This is a genomic window from Thermosphaera sp. (genome assembly GCF_059755995.1).
On record NZ_DBOUKL010000023.1, the window covers coordinates 34,520 to 52,344 of the forward strand.

Annotated in this window: 19 protein-coding genes and 1 tRNA gene; 8 read left to right on the top strand and 12 right to left on the bottom strand. The window is 53.2% G+C overall.

Going from position 1 to position 17,825, the window contains the following annotated elements:
* The first annotated feature begins 88 nt into the window (after positions 1 to 88).
* Positions 89 to 319 carry a hypothetical protein gene (locus AC3OH0_RS02465; RefSeq protein WP_498344643.1) on the top strand — a complete coding sequence of 77 codons (231 nt, stop codon included), beginning with the start codon at positions 89 to 91 and terminating at the stop codon, positions 317 to 319.
* On the opposite strand, the gene AC3OH0_RS02470 is transcribed toward AC3OH0_RS02465, so the two are convergent.
* Both AC3OH0_RS02470 and AC3OH0_RS02475 read right to left on the bottom strand, forming a co-directional pair.
* Positions 316 to 1,608 (bottom strand): RNA-guided endonuclease InsQ/TnpB family protein, encoded by a 1,293-nt coding sequence (locus AC3OH0_RS02470; RefSeq protein ID WP_498344644.1) that lies wholly within the window; start codon positions 1,606 to 1,608, stop codon positions 316 to 318. The two genes, AC3OH0_RS02465 and AC3OH0_RS02470, sit on opposite strands and share 4 nt — an antisense overlap.
* Positions 1,583 to 2,215, bottom strand: coding sequence for an IS607 family transposase (locus AC3OH0_RS02475; protein WP_498344645.1), 633 nt, complete (start codon positions 2,213 to 2,215; stop codon positions 1,583 to 1,585). Before AC3OH0_RS02475 ends, AC3OH0_RS02470 begins: the two co-directional genes overlap by 26 nt.
* Positions 2,216 to 2,314: 99 nt before the next feature.
* Here AC3OH0_RS02475 and AC3OH0_RS02480 point away from each other — a divergent pair, with 99 nt between their 5' ends.
* Positions 2,315 to 3,421, top strand: coding sequence for a hypothetical protein (locus AC3OH0_RS02480; RefSeq protein ID WP_498344646.1), 1,107 nt, complete (start codon positions 2,315 to 2,317; stop codon positions 3,419 to 3,421).
* 104 nt (positions 3,422 to 3,525) lie between these two features.
* Here the strand turns inward: AC3OH0_RS02480 and AC3OH0_RS02485 are convergent, their stop codons facing one another.
* Genes AC3OH0_RS02485 through AC3OH0_RS02500 form a run of 4 tightly spaced genes read right to left on the bottom strand, consistent with a single transcriptional unit; the run spans position 3,526 to position 7,359 of the window.
* The gene (locus tag AC3OH0_RS02485; protein WP_498344647.1) at positions 3,526 to 4,167 is read right to left on the bottom strand and encodes a DUF1122 family protein; all 642 of its coding nucleotides are present in this window, start codon (positions 4,165 to 4,167) and stop codon (positions 3,526 to 3,528) included.
* Positions 4,168 to 4,185: 18 nt separating this feature from the next.
* The gene (locus AC3OH0_RS02490; RefSeq protein WP_498344648.1) at positions 4,186 to 5,139 is read right to left on the bottom strand and encodes a 2-oxoacid:ferredoxin oxidoreductase subunit beta; all 954 of its coding nucleotides are present in this window, start codon (positions 5,137 to 5,139) and stop codon (positions 4,186 to 4,188) included.
* The gene (locus AC3OH0_RS02495; RefSeq protein ID WP_498344649.1) at positions 5,129 to 7,039 is read right to left on the bottom strand and encodes a 2-oxoacid:ferredoxin oxidoreductase subunit alpha; all 1,911 of its coding nucleotides are present in this window, start codon (positions 7,037 to 7,039) and stop codon (positions 5,129 to 5,131) included. Before AC3OH0_RS02495 ends, AC3OH0_RS02490 begins: the two co-directional genes overlap by 11 nt.
* A gap of 17 nt (positions 7,040 to 7,056) precedes the next feature.
* Positions 7,057 to 7,359 carry a hypothetical protein gene (locus AC3OH0_RS02500; RefSeq protein ID WP_193436384.1) on the bottom strand — a complete coding sequence of 101 codons (303 nt, stop codon included), beginning with the start codon at positions 7,357 to 7,359 and terminating at the stop codon, positions 7,057 to 7,059.
* Between the two features lie 211 nt (positions 7,360 to 7,570).
* Between AC3OH0_RS02500 and gapN the strand changes: the two genes are divergently transcribed.
* Positions 7,571 to 9,112, top strand: a complete 1,542-nt coding sequence (gene gapN / locus AC3OH0_RS02505; protein ID WP_193436385.1) for an NADP-dependent glyceraldehyde-3-phosphate dehydrogenase — start codon at positions 7,571 to 7,573, stop codon at positions 9,110 to 9,112.
* Positions 9,113 to 9,142: 30 nt separating this feature from the next.
* On the opposite strand, the gene AC3OH0_RS02510 is transcribed toward gapN, so the two are convergent.
* Both AC3OH0_RS02510 and AC3OH0_RS02515 read right to left on the bottom strand, forming a co-directional pair.
* Positions 9,143 to 9,703 (bottom strand): rubrerythrin family protein, encoded by a 561-nt coding sequence (locus AC3OH0_RS02510; protein WP_498344650.1) that lies wholly within the window; start codon positions 9,701 to 9,703, stop codon positions 9,143 to 9,145.
* Positions 9,704 to 9,806: 103 nt separating this feature from the next.
* Complete coding sequence (locus AC3OH0_RS02515) at positions 9,807 to 10,412, bottom strand: nitroreductase family protein (protein WP_498344651.1); 606 nt, start codon at positions 10,410 to 10,412, stop codon at positions 9,807 to 9,809.
* Positions 10,413 to 10,548: 136 nt separating this feature from the next.
* Here AC3OH0_RS02515 and psmB point away from each other — a divergent pair, with 136 nt between their 5' ends.
* Both psmB and AC3OH0_RS02525 read left to right on the top strand, forming a co-directional pair.
* Positions 10,549 to 11,157 carry an archaeal proteasome endopeptidase complex subunit beta gene (gene psmB, locus AC3OH0_RS02520; protein ID WP_498344652.1) on the top strand — a complete coding sequence of 203 codons (609 nt, stop codon included), beginning with the start codon at positions 10,549 to 10,551 and terminating at the stop codon, positions 11,155 to 11,157.
* A gap of 54 nt (positions 11,158 to 11,211) precedes the next feature.
* Positions 11,212 to 11,286 (top strand) — tRNA-Arg (locus AC3OH0_RS02525).
* Between the two features lie 217 nt (positions 11,287 to 11,503).
* On the opposite strand, the gene AC3OH0_RS02530 is transcribed toward AC3OH0_RS02525, so the two are convergent.
* Positions 11,504 to 12,844, bottom strand: a complete 1,341-nt coding sequence (locus tag AC3OH0_RS02530) for an OFA family MFS transporter (RefSeq protein ID WP_498344653.1) — start codon at positions 12,842 to 12,844, stop codon at positions 11,504 to 11,506.
* A gap of 74 nt (positions 12,845 to 12,918) precedes the next feature.
* Between AC3OH0_RS02530 and AC3OH0_RS02535 the strand changes: the two genes are divergently transcribed.
* Positions 12,919 to 13,776 (top strand): SDH family Clp fold serine proteinase, encoded by an 858-nt coding sequence (locus tag AC3OH0_RS02535; protein WP_498344654.1) that lies wholly within the window; start codon positions 12,919 to 12,921, stop codon positions 13,774 to 13,776.
* Between the two features lie 125 nt (positions 13,777 to 13,901).
* Here the strand turns inward: AC3OH0_RS02535 and AC3OH0_RS02540 are convergent, their stop codons facing one another.
* Positions 13,902 to 14,276 carry a hypothetical protein gene (locus AC3OH0_RS02540; protein WP_498344655.1) on the bottom strand — a complete coding sequence of 125 codons (375 nt, stop codon included), beginning with the start codon at positions 14,274 to 14,276 and terminating at the stop codon, positions 13,902 to 13,904.
* A 251-nt stretch (positions 14,277 to 14,527) separates the two neighbouring features.
* Between AC3OH0_RS02540 and AC3OH0_RS02545 the strand changes: the two genes are divergently transcribed.
* Both AC3OH0_RS02545 and AC3OH0_RS02550 read left to right on the top strand, forming a co-directional pair.
* Positions 14,528 to 15,136, top strand: coding sequence for a TFIIB-type zinc ribbon-containing protein (locus AC3OH0_RS02545; protein WP_498344656.1), 609 nt, complete (start codon positions 14,528 to 14,530; stop codon positions 15,134 to 15,136).
* 40 nt (positions 15,137 to 15,176) lie between these two features.
* On the top strand, positions 15,177 to 16,184 hold the full coding sequence (locus AC3OH0_RS02550) for an NOG1 family protein (RefSeq protein WP_498344657.1): 1,008 nt from the start codon (positions 15,177 to 15,179) through the stop codon (positions 16,182 to 16,184).
* Here AC3OH0_RS02550 and rtcA read toward each other — a convergent pair.
* Together rtcA and AC3OH0_RS02560 are read right to left on the bottom strand one after the other, a co-directional pair.
* Positions 16,159 to 17,232, bottom strand: coding sequence for an RNA 3'-terminal phosphate cyclase (rtcA, locus tag AC3OH0_RS02555; protein ID WP_498344658.1), 1,074 nt, complete (start codon positions 17,230 to 17,232; stop codon positions 16,159 to 16,161). The two genes, AC3OH0_RS02550 and rtcA, sit on opposite strands and share 26 nt — an antisense overlap.
* Positions 17,219 to 17,740, bottom strand: coding sequence for a nicotinamide-nucleotide adenylyltransferase (locus AC3OH0_RS02560; RefSeq protein ID WP_498344659.1), 522 nt, complete (start codon positions 17,738 to 17,740; stop codon positions 17,219 to 17,221). Before AC3OH0_RS02560 ends, rtcA begins: the two co-directional genes overlap by 14 nt.
* Positions 17,741 to 17,825 lie beyond the last annotated feature (85 nt).

Sequence of the window (17,825 nt, forward strand, 5' to 3'; positions counted from 1 at the left end):
AAACACCCCGGGGTTTTTTCCTACCCGTTTTAAGGTTTTGTTTAAATTCTAGAACAAACTAATCATACATAGGCTGCAAGCAGAGGATTTGGATATCGGTGCTTCCACCGGGGTGTACATTCTGAGGCTGAGCAAGCCGCTGATCGCTGTCCTTGTCGCTGTCTCATGCCTCAGGCTCATACCCTGGTTTGTAAACAATACTGCTTATTCAACTGATACATGGCCCTTGCTGAAGCTGGCCGCCCTGCTGGAGGCTGAGCCAGGGGTTAGAATACTCGAGCTTGCCACGCACCATGCTAAATACCGTTTCCCGTCCTAGGTCGTGGTGGGTTTTGCTAGGATGGGTTGTGTCTCGACTCCGTGTTTCATTGTGGTCACTGACCACTCTACGTGGAGGTCATGGACACCTTTCAGGAGGCAAACGGCATGACCCCCTACATCTAAGGTGTATTTTTTGACTAGGTTTACTGCTCCTACCACGTCTCGGTCGTGTGTGAAGCCGCAACCAGGGCACTTCACATATCTTGGTTTCCACCCAGCCCTCTGGGCACTGCCCGTCATCGGGGCGAGCTTGGAGCCGCAAACGGGGCAAGTTGAAGAGGTATGAGAGGGGTTAACGAAGACGAGTGGTACACCGTTCTCGAATAGTTTCTCAACTATTAACGCCTGCACGCCTCTGATACTAGACTGTTTTAATCTATGCACGTCGAGACCATTTAGTTTCTTATTTCTCTCTATAACCTTGTCTTGGAATTTCTTGGGCAGCCTCTCGAGAACAACCAAGCCGTCTTCTACGATACCAACAACTTTCTTTGCCAGCTTGTATTTAATGTCTTTTTTCACGCTTCGCTCTCTAAGCTTCTCCAGTGCTACTTTAAGTCTTCTATTACCTTTAACTCCGAGAACACTACTCCACTTCTCTTGTATTGCAGACCTTCTATAAGCATAACCCAGTACAATCTTTGAGAAATCAGTGACTATGGTTATACATCTACCCGATGGATACTCGTATATTGTCACGTTGTTCTCGTTTATGTCAACGCCGTAGATTTTAGAAGGGATCTTATCGGCTAACACCACGTTTTTCTCGAAGACTACGTAGAGGTATAATCTGCCATCTATAATCTTCCACCTAGCAGAACTCCTGAGAGTCAACTCGCCATTATAATACCTCCAAAACTGCTTGTGAAACCCAAGTGGTATGTGCACCCAGCCCCTGTGAGTAGCTACCCCCACCCCTCTAAGCGTTAGCTTCCACAGTTGATTATCGCATCCAACACTCCATTTTTCAATTACGGGTTTATCCGTGTAGGCTACTCCCTTCTTCTTGAGCTTCACAAAACTCTTTAATCTCTGAGAGGCATCACGTATAGCCTCGTGTATGTAGTGTGATGGGATATCAGGGTATTTCTCTCTAAACAGCTTGTAGAGTGTCTTCTTCGCCTTTGTCCACGATGTAAGCCTGTTTCTCCACATGTACTCTAATGTCTCACTAAGTATCCTCCCATACACATGGTAGATATAGCTTAGTGTTTCAATCTTGGTCTTGGTTAGTAGAGGTGAAACAAGGACTACTGTTCTCCTAAGGATCTTTGACTGCTTGTTCAACTGCTTCCACCACTCTCTTATACTTGTGACTACGCTTACCATAGATTTTAGAGGCGAATGATGTAACTATCTCGACTAGGTCTTCTACTAGTTCTTGATAGAAGTCTCTGAGTGGTTCTTGAAAAACTACTCTGATCTCTACTCCATAGGCTTTGAATAATTCTTCAAGGTATTTAAAGCCAAATCTCGTCAGTCTATCTCTATATGCTACAAGCAATACATCGAATTCACGTCTTCTAGCCATTTCAATAAGCTTCAATAAACCTCTTCTATCTTCTTTGAGACCACTAGCAACGTCTTTAACTACTCCCACCAGCTTCCACCCATTTTCTTCAACATACTTCTTCAGCGCTTCTACCTGGTTTTCCAGCTCTTTCCTCTGATCAGCACTGCTCACACGGGCATATATAACAACACGAACCACTCTAGGAGTAACAATTGACTCCACGGAATCGCCGAGAATACGTTTAACCTCGCTCTCGGGTATTCGCCACCTACCATTAATATTAACAGCTCTAATCCTCCCCTCTTTTACCCACCTACGAAGAGTCCGATTAGCAATCCCAAGAACCTCGCAAACCTCCCTAGTACTATAATGACGCTCCAACAACAATCTCCGAGTACAAAAAACCTACAAAGACCTTAAAAAACCTTTACAACACAAACTGCTCACTACCCTTCTTTCACCCTGTTCACCAGTGCCTACTTGAAAGAGGTTTACGCTTACCCGGTTGCTCTGACCCTGCTACTCCTGGTAGCATGCAGGGGGAGGAGGGCTAGGTGGCTTGGAGTAGCTGCCGCATCAATAGGGCTCGTTCTCAGCCACCCGCTGACCACGCTGTACACGCTAGCATATCTTTCAGCACTATTGTACGTTGGAATCGTGGACGCTTTGAGAAATAATGCGGGGGAGGAGCCCGGGTCTTACCTGGACATTACACCAGCTATCATAGTACTGGGTGCTGCCTACGCGGTATCCACATTGTGGGCCGGTGTGCCCGAAACCCTTACCCGGGCAGACATAACGGTGCTTGCAGCCTACGCGCTAATCCTCCACGCCCCCTACCTAGCCTTAAACGGCAGTAAGCTCGGGGGTTTAATAGCAACGCTCGCCCTAGGCATCCTGGTGTTCGGGCTCGGCCCATACCTGTACTCCAGCATCCCGGGGAATGTAGCCATGTCCCCGTTGATCCTGCTCTACGCTACCCCACTACTCTTCCTAGCAACCTCGCCGCGGAGGGGTTGGAAAGGAGAGCCGGCAACCCTTAGCGCTGCGCCCGCTGTTCTACCAGTAGCCACCGGCCTGCTCTACCTCTTAACCTACGCCGGCTCCGCAGTATCCATTGCCCACAGGTTTCTAAACTACCTCGTCTACCCTGTAGGACTAGGGGTTGCTAAAGCCGCGAAGGCTAAGCCTCTGGCAACCGGGTTAATAGCCTTAGCATTCCTCGCATCCTCAGCCATGCTCGTGTACGGAGCCTCCACCGGCGGAGACCCCTACACCTTCTACTGGAGGTACACTGTGATGGATTTAGAGCTGAAGAGCTTTGTTGAAGCACACTCCTCCAGCCGTCTCCTGGGGAGCGCTAAATACTGGTATATGCTGGGCGAGGAGCACGCCTCCATAGACCTCGGGCTGGTAGCGGCCCTCGCGGACGAGGGGTTGGGCAGGAGGCTACTAGTGTTCAGCACGGAGGAGCTCCGCTACGGCTTCCCAGTAAGCCCTCTGCACTACGTTAAGCCATGCTTCAGCATGCAAGCTATCAGGGGCCTCGTCTACAGCAACAGCTACTCTTTCATAGGGGTTTTGTAAACCCGGCTGAAAACTACCTCGCTGAGCCAGGCGCTGAAGAAGCCCCGGCTTCCGTTGGGGAAGCTGGTGGGGGTGAAAAAGAATAAGGCGTGATGGGTTTTGCCTTAGCCCGGTGAGCATTTCTCGATTATTCTCCGAGCCCTTTCAACAGCATTCGCCAGGAAGCCCTCCCTGCTCGGCTCATAGGACCTCTTTCCGGCTGCTTCCAGGAACTCCTCGGCCTCGCCGCAGATTTCACGTAGCTGGCGGGCCCTGTGGTTCTCATCCAGCGGTTTCTCACCCTGGAGCTTAGGGCTGCCCTCCATGAATCCTTCTGCGAAGTACCAGTTCTTGAACCATGTGAAGCCGTTTTCAAGGAGCATGTAGCCTAGGCGTGTTAGGGGCGGGGGGACGCCTGCTTCGAGAGCCTTGTATGTTTCATCATCATAAACGTACTCGATAAACATCTTCTCCCCTGGGGAGAGCTGGCTTGCTAAGCACTTGACCAGGCTCTCCTCCTCTGGCGAGTTCACGTAGACGTATCTAAACTTTTTAACATAGACCTCGGGGAGGATGTGGAATATTTCAACCCATCCCCGGTAGAAGGGAGGTCTACCGTTGAACTTCTTCACAGCCAGCAGCCTAACCCAGGTCTCCCCCAGCCCCAGGTATACCTCGTGGTTAACCTCCTCGGGAAACCTCCCCTTCCTAGCCACTATCCTAGTCTCGAATGGTTTCAGGGTTTTGAAAACCTCTAAGCAATCCAAGCCTTCCCCAGCCACTTTCTACCTCCCCTGCGTCCCCGAAACCCTTACTATGAACTCCTTGAACATTTTCTCGAAAGCCTCCTGGCTCAGCACAGGCTTCCCGGCTGACTCTATAGGCGTGTTAGAGGGGTTTTGAACCGGGTAATTCCTCAGCCTCTCGCCAAGCCTCTCCTCAAAGGTTGACACGTGCGGGTTGACGTAGAACACTCCTACCGGTATCCTATCACCCCATTCAAGGCTTTTCTCAACAGCCCGCATCAGCTTAACACTGGCTTCCTCGGATGTTTTCACAACAGGGTCCCATCCAGGATCGTTTTCAAGCTTGTAGACTGCTTTCCTGTAGAAGTCAGCAGTGTACACGTCGTTGAATGTTACACAGGGCTGTAGGACATCTATGAACGCTGCCCCGCGGTGTTGAACAGCCATCTTGATCAAGTTCTTCAAGTACGCTCCGTCGAAAGCATAGCCTCTTGCAACGAACGTGTAGCCTGATGAGAGGGCTAGGAGAACCGGGTTAACCGGTTGCTGAATATTAGGCTTAGCCAGCGACTTCGTCCTGGCTTTCAAAGGCAGTGTTGGCGAAGCCTGCCCCTTGGTTAAACCGTAGACCCCGTTGTCGTGTAGTATTACCGTTACGTCGATATTCCTCCTCCCCAGGGCTACGAAGTGCCCTGCGCCTATGCCCAGCAGGTCTCCATCACCCCCGTGGACAATAACCTTCAGCCCGGGGTTGGCCAGCTTAATCCCTGTTGCGAAAGGTATTGCCCTCCCGTGGAGAGTGTGGACGCCGTTGACGTTGACGAAGTGGGGTGTTTTACCCGAGCACCCGATGCCTGAGACTATTACTGTTTGCGAAGGATCAAGGCTCAGCTCCTCCAGGGCTTTCAACAGCGCTGTCAGTATTCCGAAGTTCCCGCAGCCGGGGCACCAGTCAGGCCAGACGCTGGACTTGTAGCTCCACCTAGGCTCCATAAGTCAACACCACCCTTTCCCTCCTGCCTGAAACAATCTCCTCCAAACCCTTGACCAGCTCGTCAAGCATGATCGGCCTCCCAGTGTATTTTGAAACACGTTTAACAATCCTCTTCCCAGTGCTCATTGAAACTAGCTCGGCAATGTTCACGCCGTAGCTGTGCTCGACAGCCAGGATCCTTGAGTCCGGTATTCCACCGGTTATTCTCAAGAATTCCTCGGAGGGGAACGGCCACAGGAGTTTAACATCGAGGTAGGCCATCCTCAGCCCCTTCTCCGAGAAGTACTCGATCGCGTCCAACACCGCCCCTTTAACCGAGCCCCAACCCACCACCAGGTAGTCGGGGCTGCCCGGGCCGTGAAGCCTCAGCTTCCTCTCCAGCGGCAGTTCTCTCTGAATAAGGTTGAGCTTCTCAATCCTTTTCGAATACATCTTAACCCTGATCTCAGGGTCCTCCGCGATATGCCCGTGCTCGTCGTGCTCGTCGCCCGTGTACCACATCACGGTGTCCCTTGCCCCGATGAATGCTCTAGGGGAGATCAGAGACTCCAGGCTGAACCTTTTATAGCCGGGGCCTCCCTTAGCTAAAACACCTCTCTCAATCCTGACCCCTCCTAGATCGGGTACGGGCATCACGGCGACAGTGTTAGCCAGGAACTTGTCGAGCAAGTGTATCACGGGCACCTGGTATTTCTCAGCAATGTTAAAGGCTTCGATAGTGTCGTAGAAAGCGTCAAGGTGGTCGCTGGAGGATAAGACTACTCTAGCGAACTCCCCGTGCCCTGCGAAAACAGCGTTGAAAAGGTCGCTCTGGCTTCCACGGGTTGGCTGCCCGGTGCTGGGGCCTCCCCTCTGGTAGTATGTTATGACCAGGGGGACCTCGTTCATGCCTGCCCAGGATAATCCTTCAACCATTAGGTCGAAGCCTGGGCCGCTGGTGGTTGTGGAAGCCCTAGCCCCTGTTAAAGCCGCGCCGATAGCCGAGTTCACCGCTGCTATCTCATCCTCAGTCTGCACAACCACTACCGAGCCTACCACCTCCCCGGTCTCATCCACTATGTTGTCGTACCTCTCAAGAAGGAAGCTCTCGTCTGCAGCAGGGGTTATAGGGTAGTAGCTCTGATACCTAACCCCTGCCACGATCTTGGCGATAGCCACTACGTCATTGCCTGTTACAACCATTGCCTTCTCCATAGAAAACCCTGGTTCATCCAGCCTCACAGCCCCGTAGTGATTGCTTAGAGCATCCCTCACCAGCCTGTAGAGCGCGGTGTTCTGCTCGACAAGGTGCTTCCTCTCCCCGAACTGTTGCTCAAAGCCTTGCACAACAGCTTCCTCGCTCAGACCTAGGACAACAGCGACCGATGACACTATGATACCGCTCAGGAATCTTGAGAGAGTGCGTGCGTCAATCCTGTACTGCTCGCTCAGGGTTTTCAGGAGCGCGGAGAAGTCCAGCCCGAGGGGGAGGATCCTCTTATCCCTCTCCAAGTACTTGACAACGGATTCCACGGAGGGCTCGACATTCTTATCCGACAGGATCCTGGCAACCCTCTCCCTGGTGGCATCCTCCATGCTCGGTATTTCATCAATCCTCCTGGATGAGGTGTTCACATCGTATATTAGGATCCCGCCCTCCGATATGTCGGTGAAGTGGGTGAAGACTGTTTCAGCATCCATTGAAGCCAGTATTTCAACAGGGTATTTGAGAGACCTGGGAGGCTTGACGGAGGATGCGAGCATTTGAATATAGCTGTGCCTCCCGGTTATGTTTGAGAAGTACTCCCTATCCGCTATCACCCCATACCCCTTGCTGACGAGAACCCTGCTCAGGATCCACATGGATGTTTCAATACCCGAGCCCTGCGGACCCCCTAGCAGGATGCCTACCTCTTTCAAGCTTCCACCCATCCAGCTCAATCCCCGCTAGGCGCTTCCTCAGCAACGGATTCGTCGACGAGGACGCCTGGGATGACCACGTGTTTCCTGTAATGCTCCAGCAGCTCCTCCTCGCTCGTAATTGTTGAAGCACACGTTAAGCAGTACAGCCACCCCTCCTTCTCCAGCACGGCTTTCAACTCGTCAATAGTTGCCTCCCTGAAATCCCCGCAGGGTGCTCCATGCTCGATGGCTGACTCAGCCCTCCTCCTCGCCTCACAGTACCCTATGTAGGGGAGTATGCTGTTAGGCTTGAAGTAGACGCATCTCAGGCAGCTCATTCATCCCGCCCTCCCGGGAACCCACCCTTGCCAAGCGAGTTCTCCGAGCAGGTTTGAGAAGCGTGTTTAATAATCCCACCTGTGTTTTTAAAATGTTTAACAAGGATTTTAACGCTTATTGTTCAACCACGACGGGGCTGTTTTAAAACCTAATGAATGGTTTAAACAATTAAACATGAAGGTATAAAATCATATATTCCCTTAATCCATCATGGAGGCGGTTGAAACGGACTCCTTCAAGCCTGGTTCTAAACTCTTCGAGGAACTATACTCTGTGAGAAACGGTTCCACATACTTTAAAACGTTCATCACTGGTGAATGGGTTGACACAGGCTCCTACATGGATGTTAAAACCCCGATAGACCTGTCCGTGATAGCCCGGGTTTCAAAAACCGGTTGGGAGCTGGCGGACAAGGCCATGGCCACGCTGCACGCCAGGGGAAGGTGGAGCGCCAGGGACCTGCCCGGGTGGAGGCGCGTGGAGGTTTTGGAGAAAGCTGCTGAAATGCTTGAGGAGTTGAAGGAGGACTTCGTGAACGCGTTGATGATTAACTCGGGTAAAACCCGTAGCCAAGCACAGGGCGAGGTTTTGGCAAGCATTGACAGGCTTAGAGCCGCCCATCTTGACGCTAGGAAGATTTTCGGCGAGTACATGCCCGGGGACTGGGATCAGACAACAATTGAAACCGAGGCTGTTGTCAGGAGGGAGCCTGTTGGAATAGTGCTAGCAATCATCCCCTTCAACTACCCGTTGTTCGACACCGTGTCGAAGATAACGTACAGCTTCATAGCAGGCAACGCTGTAGCTGTTAAACCCCCTTCAGCCGACCCGCTACCCGTGCTCCTCCTTGCAAGAGTCCTGGAGGCAAGCGGGTTCCCCAGTGATGCTCTAGCAGTTCTAACAGTCCCCGGTAGCGAGAGCGACAGGATCATAAGGGATGACAGGGTTGGCGTGGTAAGCTTCACAGGCAGCAGTGAGACGGGGAAGAAGGTTGTTCAGAAAGCAGGGATTAAACAGCTCGTTATGGAGCTAGGGGGAGGGGATCCGGCAATAGTCCTGGGCGATGCCGACGTGGACTTCTCAGCTGAAAGAGTGGCAATGGGTATTTACAGCTACTCCGGCCAGAGGTGCGATGCTATAAAGCTGGTCCTCGTTAAGAACGAGGTTTACGGACCCTTTAAGAAAGCCCTGCTGAGGGAGCTCTCCAAGGTCAGGGTTGGAGACCCTAGAGACCCGTCCACGACAATAGGTCCCTTGATAGAGCCGGGCGCTGTAGACGAGGCTTTGAAAGCTGTTGAAGACGCTGTTGAGAAGGGAGGAGTAGTGCTCCACGGGGGTAGGAGGCTGGGGCCAACCTACATGGAGCCAACACTGGTCGAGTTCAGGGATCACGGGTTGCTGAGGCAGAGCATCCTCTACTGGAAGGAGGTGTTCGCCCCTGTAGCCCTTATCACAGGGTTTAACAGCGTTGACGAGGCTGTTTCACTAGTGAATGAGAGAAGGTATGGGCTGGACGCTGCTGTCTTCGGGCAGAACATGGATGAGATAAGGAAGCTGGTAAGATTTCTTGAGGTCGGGGCAGTGTACGTTAACGATATGCCGAGGCACGGGGTAGGCTACTACCCGTACGGGGGGAGGAAGGACTCGGGGATTGGGAGGGAGGGTGTTGGCTACTCGATAGAGTACACAACCTCCTATAAGACCATAATATACAATTACAGGGGCAAGGGCGTGTGGAAGTACACGCTCTAACCGGTTGATTTTAAAAAAGTTTTTTGAAAGCTAGAACCCCTTGTACATGCTTCTCGGGGCGCCGCAAACAGGGCACTTCTCAGGGGGCTCCCTGCCCACGTGGGTGTGGCCGCATACAGGGCATATCCAGACTTTCTCGTCAGGGCCTAGGGGGAAGTCCTGCTTCCTATCCACGTACTCCTTAGCGGTCTTGTAGAGCTCTGCGTGAATCTTCTCCGCTGACAAGGCGAAGTGGAAGCTTCGCTGAGCCTCCCTCTCACCCTGGTACTTCGCTATCTCGAGGTAGACAGGGTACATCTCCTCCACCTCGTAAACCTCCCCTCTGTAGGCTAGGTCGAGGTTTTTACTAGTATCCCCGGGGCCTATTGGAGCACCTGATGAAACCTTGGCCTCCTCATTGAAAACTCTCAGCGCATTGTAGTGGTTTCCAGCGTGAACCTGCTCCGCGTACGCTATAGCCCTGAAGAGCCTTGCCACGTTGCTGAACCCTTCCCTCTCAGCAATGTCCGCGAAAACCAGGTACCTCATGTGAGCCATTGACTCACCGGCGAATGCTGAGAGGAGAGCGTCCTTGGTCATGGATTTTACCATTCGCCCACCACGATTATATTTCGAGCTACCACAGCTTATTAAGCTTAGCGCGAGCGTTAACCAATGGATTTTCAACCCGCAACTCCGCCTACACTGCCTCCTACTAAATAATCTTGGAAACCTGTTCAACCGGCTTCCTCGGCCGCGGCGCGGTTTTCTCAGCCGGGTACCCCAACGCTATTATGGCTGAGAGCTCGCATTTCTCAGGAGGCGTTAACACCTTGTCAAACTCCTCCCTCATGAAAACTGGGACACCTATCCACACGCTTCCCAGCCCCATGCTCCAGGCAGCTATGATCAGGTTTTCCACGGCGGCTGACAAGGATTGAACAGCCATCAGCCTCTCATACTCGAAGTACTCGTCCCTGAAGATCCTCTCCCTGAGGTCCAAGTAGGCTGCTACGTAGAGGGGGGCAGCGTACATCCCCTGGTCAATCCTGCTCATCCATTTAGCCACAGCCCCGGGGCTGTACGGCTTCAGCAACACGCTGGTAGCGTAGTGCTCGTGCGCCTTTCTCAAAAGCCTGTGAATCTCCCTCCTCTTCTCCTCCGAAACCACTGCCATGAAAAACCACTGCTCAGCACCCTGGGCGGTTGGAGCCCTCACCGCTGCCTCCAGGAGCCTGCGCACAGTCTCCTCAGGGATAGGGTCTGGCCTAAACCATCTCACGCTGCAACGCGTGTTGATAACATCTAGGCATTGAGACATGGCTACAACCAGGGATAGTATTGTTTGAACAAGGTAATATGTGCTCGCAGACCACCCGCTAAAGGCTTAGAACTGGTCTGGGATATGTATAAATTCCTTGTTAAAAATATATTGGTTGAGAAGAAGGTGCGTGTTCATGAGCATGTTGCCTGGCACAGCCATAGGTGTTAAGACAAGGGAAGGCGTTGTCCTAGCCAGTGAGAAAAGGCTTACATACGACGGGTTCGTGCTGAGCAGGAGCGTTAAAAAAGTCTACGCGATAACCCCGCACGTAGGCGTAGGGTTCGCGGGGTTGATGGGTGATGTGAACATTTTGAAGAGAATGCTCGAGATGGAGGCTAAGTACTACGAGCTCCAGCACGGCAGGGAGATCAGGGTTAAAGGACTGGCTAAGATGCTATCCGTAATACTCTACAGCTACAAGCTCGCCCCAATGCTCACGGAAATCGTTGTCGGAGGATACGATGACAGCGGCCCACAGCTCTACATCCTCGACCCTGTCGGCAGCTTGATCGAGGAGAAGTACGCAGCACTGGGCTCCGGCGCCCAGCTAGCGCTCGGATACATCGAGCCGAAGTACACTCCTGACATAAACCTCGAGGAAGCTGAGAAGCTCGTTGTCGAAGCCGTTAAAACAGTGATAGAGAGGGATGTTCTCTCAGGAGACGGCGTGGACATATTGAAGATAACTGCTAAAGGACCCGAGGAGAAAACCATCCTCTTCAAAAACACGCTCACACAGTAGAACACCTTGTAAAACAGTTTTTAACACCGGGGAAAACATTAAAACACGTTAAAAGGGCCCGTTGCCTAGCCTGGATAGGGCGCCGGCCTGCGGAGCCGGAGGACCCGGGTTCAAATCCCGGCGGGCCCGCTCCTCCAAGTACTCAGCATGGGGAAGGTTTGAGTTAAGTGGTCAATGGCTTGGAATAGGTGAGGCTTTAAGGCCCAGCATAATTGCGAATACAATGCTAGGCAATGATGGCGAGGATCAACGAGGCAATCTAAACGATGCTTCGAGGGAATACTCCTATGCGGGGAAGTCTTCACTGTTAAGGATTTCATTTTAAAAAAAAAACGGTTAGCCTGCTTCACTGCAGGTAGAGTGCTAGACGCTTCTTCAAGTAAAGGTTTACCAGTCCTCCCGCCACGCTGAGAATGCTCGATATTAGTAAGGCGAGCTCGTAGCCTCCTGTTGAATCCACGATATAGCTGCCTAGTGACGGGAAGAGCAGGCCGCTCAGCCCCCAGCCGATGAAGATGAGGGAGTAGTTTTCCGAGAGGTGTTTTAAGCCGAAGAAGTCGCCTGTTGCAGCAGGGAACAGGGCGAGGCCGGAGCCGTAGAAGAAGCCTAGTGCTGCAACCATGAAGAAGAAGAGCCATGGAATGCTTGCCAACGGGGTTGAAAGCGCGTAGAACACTAAGCCCTGTGCTGTGAAGAACGCTGTCATCGTCAAGGGTCTTCCAAACCTTCCAAGCTTGTCGGAGACCCAGCCCGCGGGAGGCCTCCCCAGCGCGTTCATCACTGAGAAAATGCTGACAGCGAGGGGAGGGCTGGGTATGTTGTTTAACGCGGCGAGATTCGCCATATGCCCTATCAACATAAGCCCGGGGCCCGCTGTAAGCATGAAGCTAGCCCAGAGCAGCCAGAAATCAGGTGTTTTAAGAGCCTCGCCGGGCTTATAGTCTCTCTTAGGGATTACCGCTCTCTTCTTCGCGAACCTGCTGAAGTAGTTGACAAGCTCTTGCGGGGGATCACGCACCACCATGGCGGCTGGAACCCCGATCGTGAAGGAAATCAAGCCCACCGCGGCAAATGTTAGGCCAACCCCCATGAGCTCTATCAGCAAGGCCTTGAGAGGCGCGAACGCGAGGGCGCTGCCGCCGTAGCCGAGTATTACAACACCCGTGGCGAAGCCGGCCTTGTCGGGATACCACTTCCTAGCTAGAGCCACTATCGGCACGTAGCCCATGCCGTTGCCAAGCCCCACGACCACCCCGTAGGTTGTTGCAAGCCATAAGGGGGTTGAAACCGCCTCCACGAGCGATGACAGTAGGAGCCCGCCCCCGGTTAAAACCATGCTGAGCAGGGCTGGAACCCTAATGTTCCCTTTCCTAGCGTAGAGCCTGCCGCCTATAATGCTTGAGAAGGCGAAGGTTGCGATAAGGATTGAGAATGGTAGTGAAGCCCAGAAGGTGCTCCCCCATAGGCTGGCAAGCGGTGTCACGTACACGCTGTAGGCGTAAGAGTTGCCCAGGACTGATGTGACCGCGACGCTTGCGGCTAGAACTTTTAACCCACCACTCCTATTAAGACTAGCCCCATCCATCAACAAATTTCCAAACCCGTTGAAAATTTGATGAAGCAAGGCGATAATAAGCTTGACCCGTCGGCCGCCCACGGCCCCAGGGTTTTCATCAATCTCCTCCACGCGAGCCCGCTACGAGATCAAGCATATTATCCCGGCATCCACTAGTAATATACGTGAAATAAGGGTGCCTTGGAATGTTTGACCCCGTGAGCCTGTTATTCTTCCTACTGCTCCTTTACATGGCTGTTCACCCGCAGCTCCAGCTGAGGTCGCTAGCCAATGCCAGGTTGAAGCTGATCAGGGAGATAGAGAAGAGGTATGGCTGGAGAGTCATCACCATGATACACAGGCAGGAGAAAATAGGGTTCCTGGGCTTCCCAGTGTACAGGTATATTGACATAGAGGATTCGGAGGCCGTGATCAGGGCGATCAGGAGCACTCCTCCGGATCAGCCAATAGCTTTAATACTTCACACGCCGGGAGGGCTGGTCCTGGCGGCCTCGCAGATCGCGATGGCGCTTAAGAAGCATCCTGGGAGGAAAGTAGTGATCGTGCCGCACTACGCCATGAGCGGGGGGACGCTGATAGCTTTAGCCGCGGACGAGATCGTGATGGACCCGGACGCCGTCCTGGGGCCGCTTGACCCTCAGATACCCGTGGGCAACATGGTTTACCCTGCCCCAAGCCTCGTGAAGATAGCTAAGCTGAAAGGCAGGGATGCGAGGGATGACATCCTAGTGCTGGCTGATGTCGCCGAGAAAGCTATCAAGGAGATACAGGGCTTCATTGTTAAACTGCTGGAGGATAAGCTGGGGGTTGAGAAGGCTCGTGAAGTAGCCAGGGCTTTAACAGAGGGAAGGTACACGCACGACTACCCTATAACCGTGGAGGAGGCGAGAAGTCTTGGGCTGAACGTAAGCGTTAAAGTCCCCCTGGAAGTCTACGCGTTAATGAGCCTGTACCCGCAAGCTATTCAGCAGAGGCCCGGGGTTGAATACCTGCCGCGGCCGCCGGTGCCATTCTATCAGAAGGAGCGGAGGGAAGGAGGCTAGCCACTTTTCATCGGGAGAAGCCTTTTCCACGGGTTCCTCACCTCTTTTCTAAAAACACTGTAACATACTATGCTTTAACCTTCCACGCAAGCTGGTGCTTGGATGGGGGACGGGTGCTGGGGGATTCACCATTTGAACACGTAGGCGTACAGGATGAATGATACTATTGAGAGCACTGTGAAGAGTATTATAGCTTGAGTAATGATCGCCCTCCTGCTGAGCGGCGTGGGGGACGATACCAGCTGCCTAAGCCATTTCTTATCTGCTTCACTGGCCTTCTCCTTAAGTATTTGCAGGAGCTTATTTTTCAGATCCTCAGGGATTGAGCTCAGGGGAGCCTCCTTTAATCTCCCGGCTTCATCTAGCACGTATAGTATGGGACCATGGGTTAACCTCCTGCTCAGCCGCTTAGCAAACCTTATGTTTTCTATAGTGAAAACCAGTGTTATTACGAAAGCCTGTATAACCGCCATCACTGCTTTAAAGACCAACTCCTCCACGAGCACCACCCCCTATTATAATGTATTCTGGGTCAAGCCTTTTTCTCCTTTCAACCATGTTACCGCTGCTGCGTAAGCCCTGCCAGCGCGCACGCTTCTTGCACATCATGATAGTGTGCAACGCTGGCTCCGAGCCCGCGTGAGGCTCCTGGCTGGGAGCATGCGTCTCCTCCTGGGATAGAATACTTTCGCCCTACTCTCCCTATCTATTTGGATGTTTCACCTAAGAGAAATAATGGAGTTGCGTATACATGACGCGTTCAACCTGCCCTGTCTGCGGCAACCCCCTGGTATGGGATTACAGGGATGGCTTCGTAGTCTGCAGCGGCTGCGGGCTCGTGGTCGAGAACATTATCGAGGAGGCTCACGTAGGCTTCGAGGAAGAGGAGCCGCAGCCCAGGAGGAGGCGGCCTGTGAAAAGGATTGTTTCAGAGAACTACTCGGTTAACATGAGGCTTTACAGGATGGCTGAGAAGAGGGTGAGGAATAAGCCGTGGCTCACAGTAGACTACGATGCCGTCTTGTCCTCGAAGAGATTTGTGAAAACCATCATGTCTAAAGCCTCGATGGAGGCTGTTGAGAAAATTGAGGCGAACGGGTACTGGGATGATGTGAGGAATGGCTTGAAACTCATAGAGGAGTTGAACCCCGCGCTCCTCTCCAGGAGCGAGAGAGGTAAGTACGCGCTAGCGTACATGCTATCCGTCAGGGTGAGGACGGGGAAGACCCCGGGGCCTGAGGATGTTGCAAGAGTCTTCAACATCAGCGGGACAAACTACCGGAGGCTCTACAATATTGTTAAAAACCTCGCTCCCAGGATACAGCCTCCCCAAGCCCATAAGCAGGCGTTAACCCATTAGCCTTTAAGAAGCCTTAAACATTCCTACACTAAGGGTTTGGTTGAAATCGGAGGATTTTAGGAGGAGCATTATTCACGAGCCGGGCGAGTTCCTCGCAATCCTTGAGCGGAGGCTAAAATCCGCTGGCTCCTCGGGAAGGGTTAGCGCCAGGGCAAGGCTTCTCGAAAAGCTTTCAACATGCTACCAGCTGGTTGACGGCGAGCTCTCCAAGGCTGAAGCATTCCTTAGGAAGGTGGTGGAGCTTGGAGGATTCTACGCCGAGCTCTTCAAGCTTGAAGCAAGCGTTGAACCCGGGGAGGTGTTGAAGAGGGTTAAGGCTTTGAGGAGGACGGCTGCCGACATATATGCTTCTTCGAGAAGCGGGATCAAGACGGCTGAGGGGGAGCCGGCTGCGGGGGAGGTTTTCAGATCCGGGGTTGGAAGGCTTTTATCAATCTACAGGAGGAACAGGAGGATCCTGTCAACGGTGAGGAAGACAGCCCTAGAGTTCTCAAGGATGCCGGATGTGGAGGGTGATTTAAGAGTTATCATAGCCGGCATGCCCCAGGCTGGTAAGTCAACCCTTATATCAAGGCTCACTAACGCGAAGCCTGAGATAGGCTTCTACCCTTTCACAACCAAGAACATTATCGCAGGGCACTTGGCGGTGGAGCCTTACGGGAGGATCGTGTTGATTGACACGCCGGGGATTCTCGACAGGCCTATGAGTGAGAGAAACCCTGTGGAGCACAGGGCGGTCCTAGCCGTGAAGCACTTGGCTGATGCCCTCCTCTTCCTTATCGACCCATCCCCTGGGAAATACTACAGTCTAGACGAGCAGTTGAATGTTTACAGGACTGTTCAAGGCATGCTCCATGGTAAGCCGTTGATGATAGTGTTGAACAAGGTGGATGCAACACCCCCGGGCGAGCTGGAGGAGGCTCGTGAAAGAGTGCGGAGGGAGACAGGGGCTCAGCCCCTGGTCGTATCCGCTTTAACAGGTTTAAACCTGGATGCTTTGAAAAACTGGCTTGTAGGATTGCTTAAGGCTGGAACCCAGGGCTCTTAACCTCGACAACGCCTGGGCCGTCTGCAACTCCCTCAACCCTTGCTTCAGCACCGGGGAAGAAGAGCCTGGATATTTCGAGAGCAGTGGTGAGGTGTGAGGTTATTCTCGCAACCCCGGTCCTGCTAACCCCTTGAGCGAGGAACAGGTAGGGGATTAGCATATCCCCCATGTGCCTGTCGAAAGCCATACCTGTCTCATAATCCTCGGCCAGCTTCCTGAAAGCCTCCTCCCCCACCTTCTCAGCCGGCTTACCCTTCTCGCCGAGAGCATCCCCTCCAAGCCTGACCCATGGCTCTGCTTCAACATAGGCTAGCACCCCGCTCCCCGGCCCCAGGTGGGTGTCGCTCTCAGGCGGCGGGGCATCCACCACTACCTCGGGCTTAACCCCGAGCACTCTCTCGATAAGGCTTGCCGCTGTGGAGGCCTGCCTCTCCGCGACATGTCTTGGAAGCCTGACGGAGTGGCTGACCACGACGGCTTTCAAAAGCCTCCCCCGCTTGACAAGGCTTAAGGGTTTCAAAGGCTTCGCAACCGGCTTGACACGGAGCTCCACGGCTCCCCCTCCCCTCGGGTAGTGGCCGCGCTTCAGAAGCCTCACCGATGCTTCAACCCCCATGGGCTTCAGGTTGTGAGTGAAAACCAGGGACATGTAGTCAACCGGGGGGCTCCAGGGCACGTCTGTGCCTCCTTTAACAGTAACCGCTGACTCCCCGGGCGAGTAAAGGAGGACTGGGAGTATTGCCTGTATAACGAGCGACACGCTCCCCGCTGTCCCAACGTCAATGCTCAGGGAGCCGTGAACCCTCCTCCTCGGCTTGAACCAGACCTCCATGCTACCTGGGGAGGCACCCTTAACCTCCGCTCCTGAAACCTCTGCAAGAGCTTTCACTGCTGCAAGATGCTGGGGCCTGAGCCCTGGATTATCCCTCTTAGCCCTTATGTTGAACACTCTAACAGGCTTCAACGTGAGCGCTGACAGCGCTAGTGAATACCTTAAAACCTGCCCCCCGCCCTCGCCCAGGCTGCCGTCGACCTCAATATACTCCACTGGAGCACACCTTTCGAACCCTTTCCACGCCGTTGACGGAGTCGATATACTCGGCTATGATGTCTGGGACAAGGCTCCTCCACTCACCGCCCTCGAGCATTATGCTCCTAATCCTCGACCCGTTATACCTGTATGGCTCCTGGAGCTTGAGCTCTATTGTTTTCAAACCAGCCCACTTGTAAATATACAGGACGTGAGGGTTGCCTGAGGCAACCGCCTCAACCCTTGGAGCCATCGCCAAGACATGGGTGGTCCACGCCAAGGGCATCCTTATATCCGGGACCGGTATGAGCCAAACCCTGTTCCTGAGCCCGTCGCGCCTGAGGAGCGCGTCTATCATTTCAAGCCTCTCGCCAGCTGTGAAAGGGTTCTGGCATGTGAAACCCTCCTGCGCGCTCCCAACCGCTAACACTGCTTCATCATATTCTTCGAGAAGGCTTCTGAGAGCACTGTAGTGCCCGTTGTGGAATGGCTGGAACCTGCCGGGCATTAAAACCCTTCTAACCACGGCGGAACACCCCACTAAGATGTGAGGTGGATGGTGTCAAGGTTGGAGGGGGTGTAGATTTCTGGGAGAGACGTGTAGCCTGTCC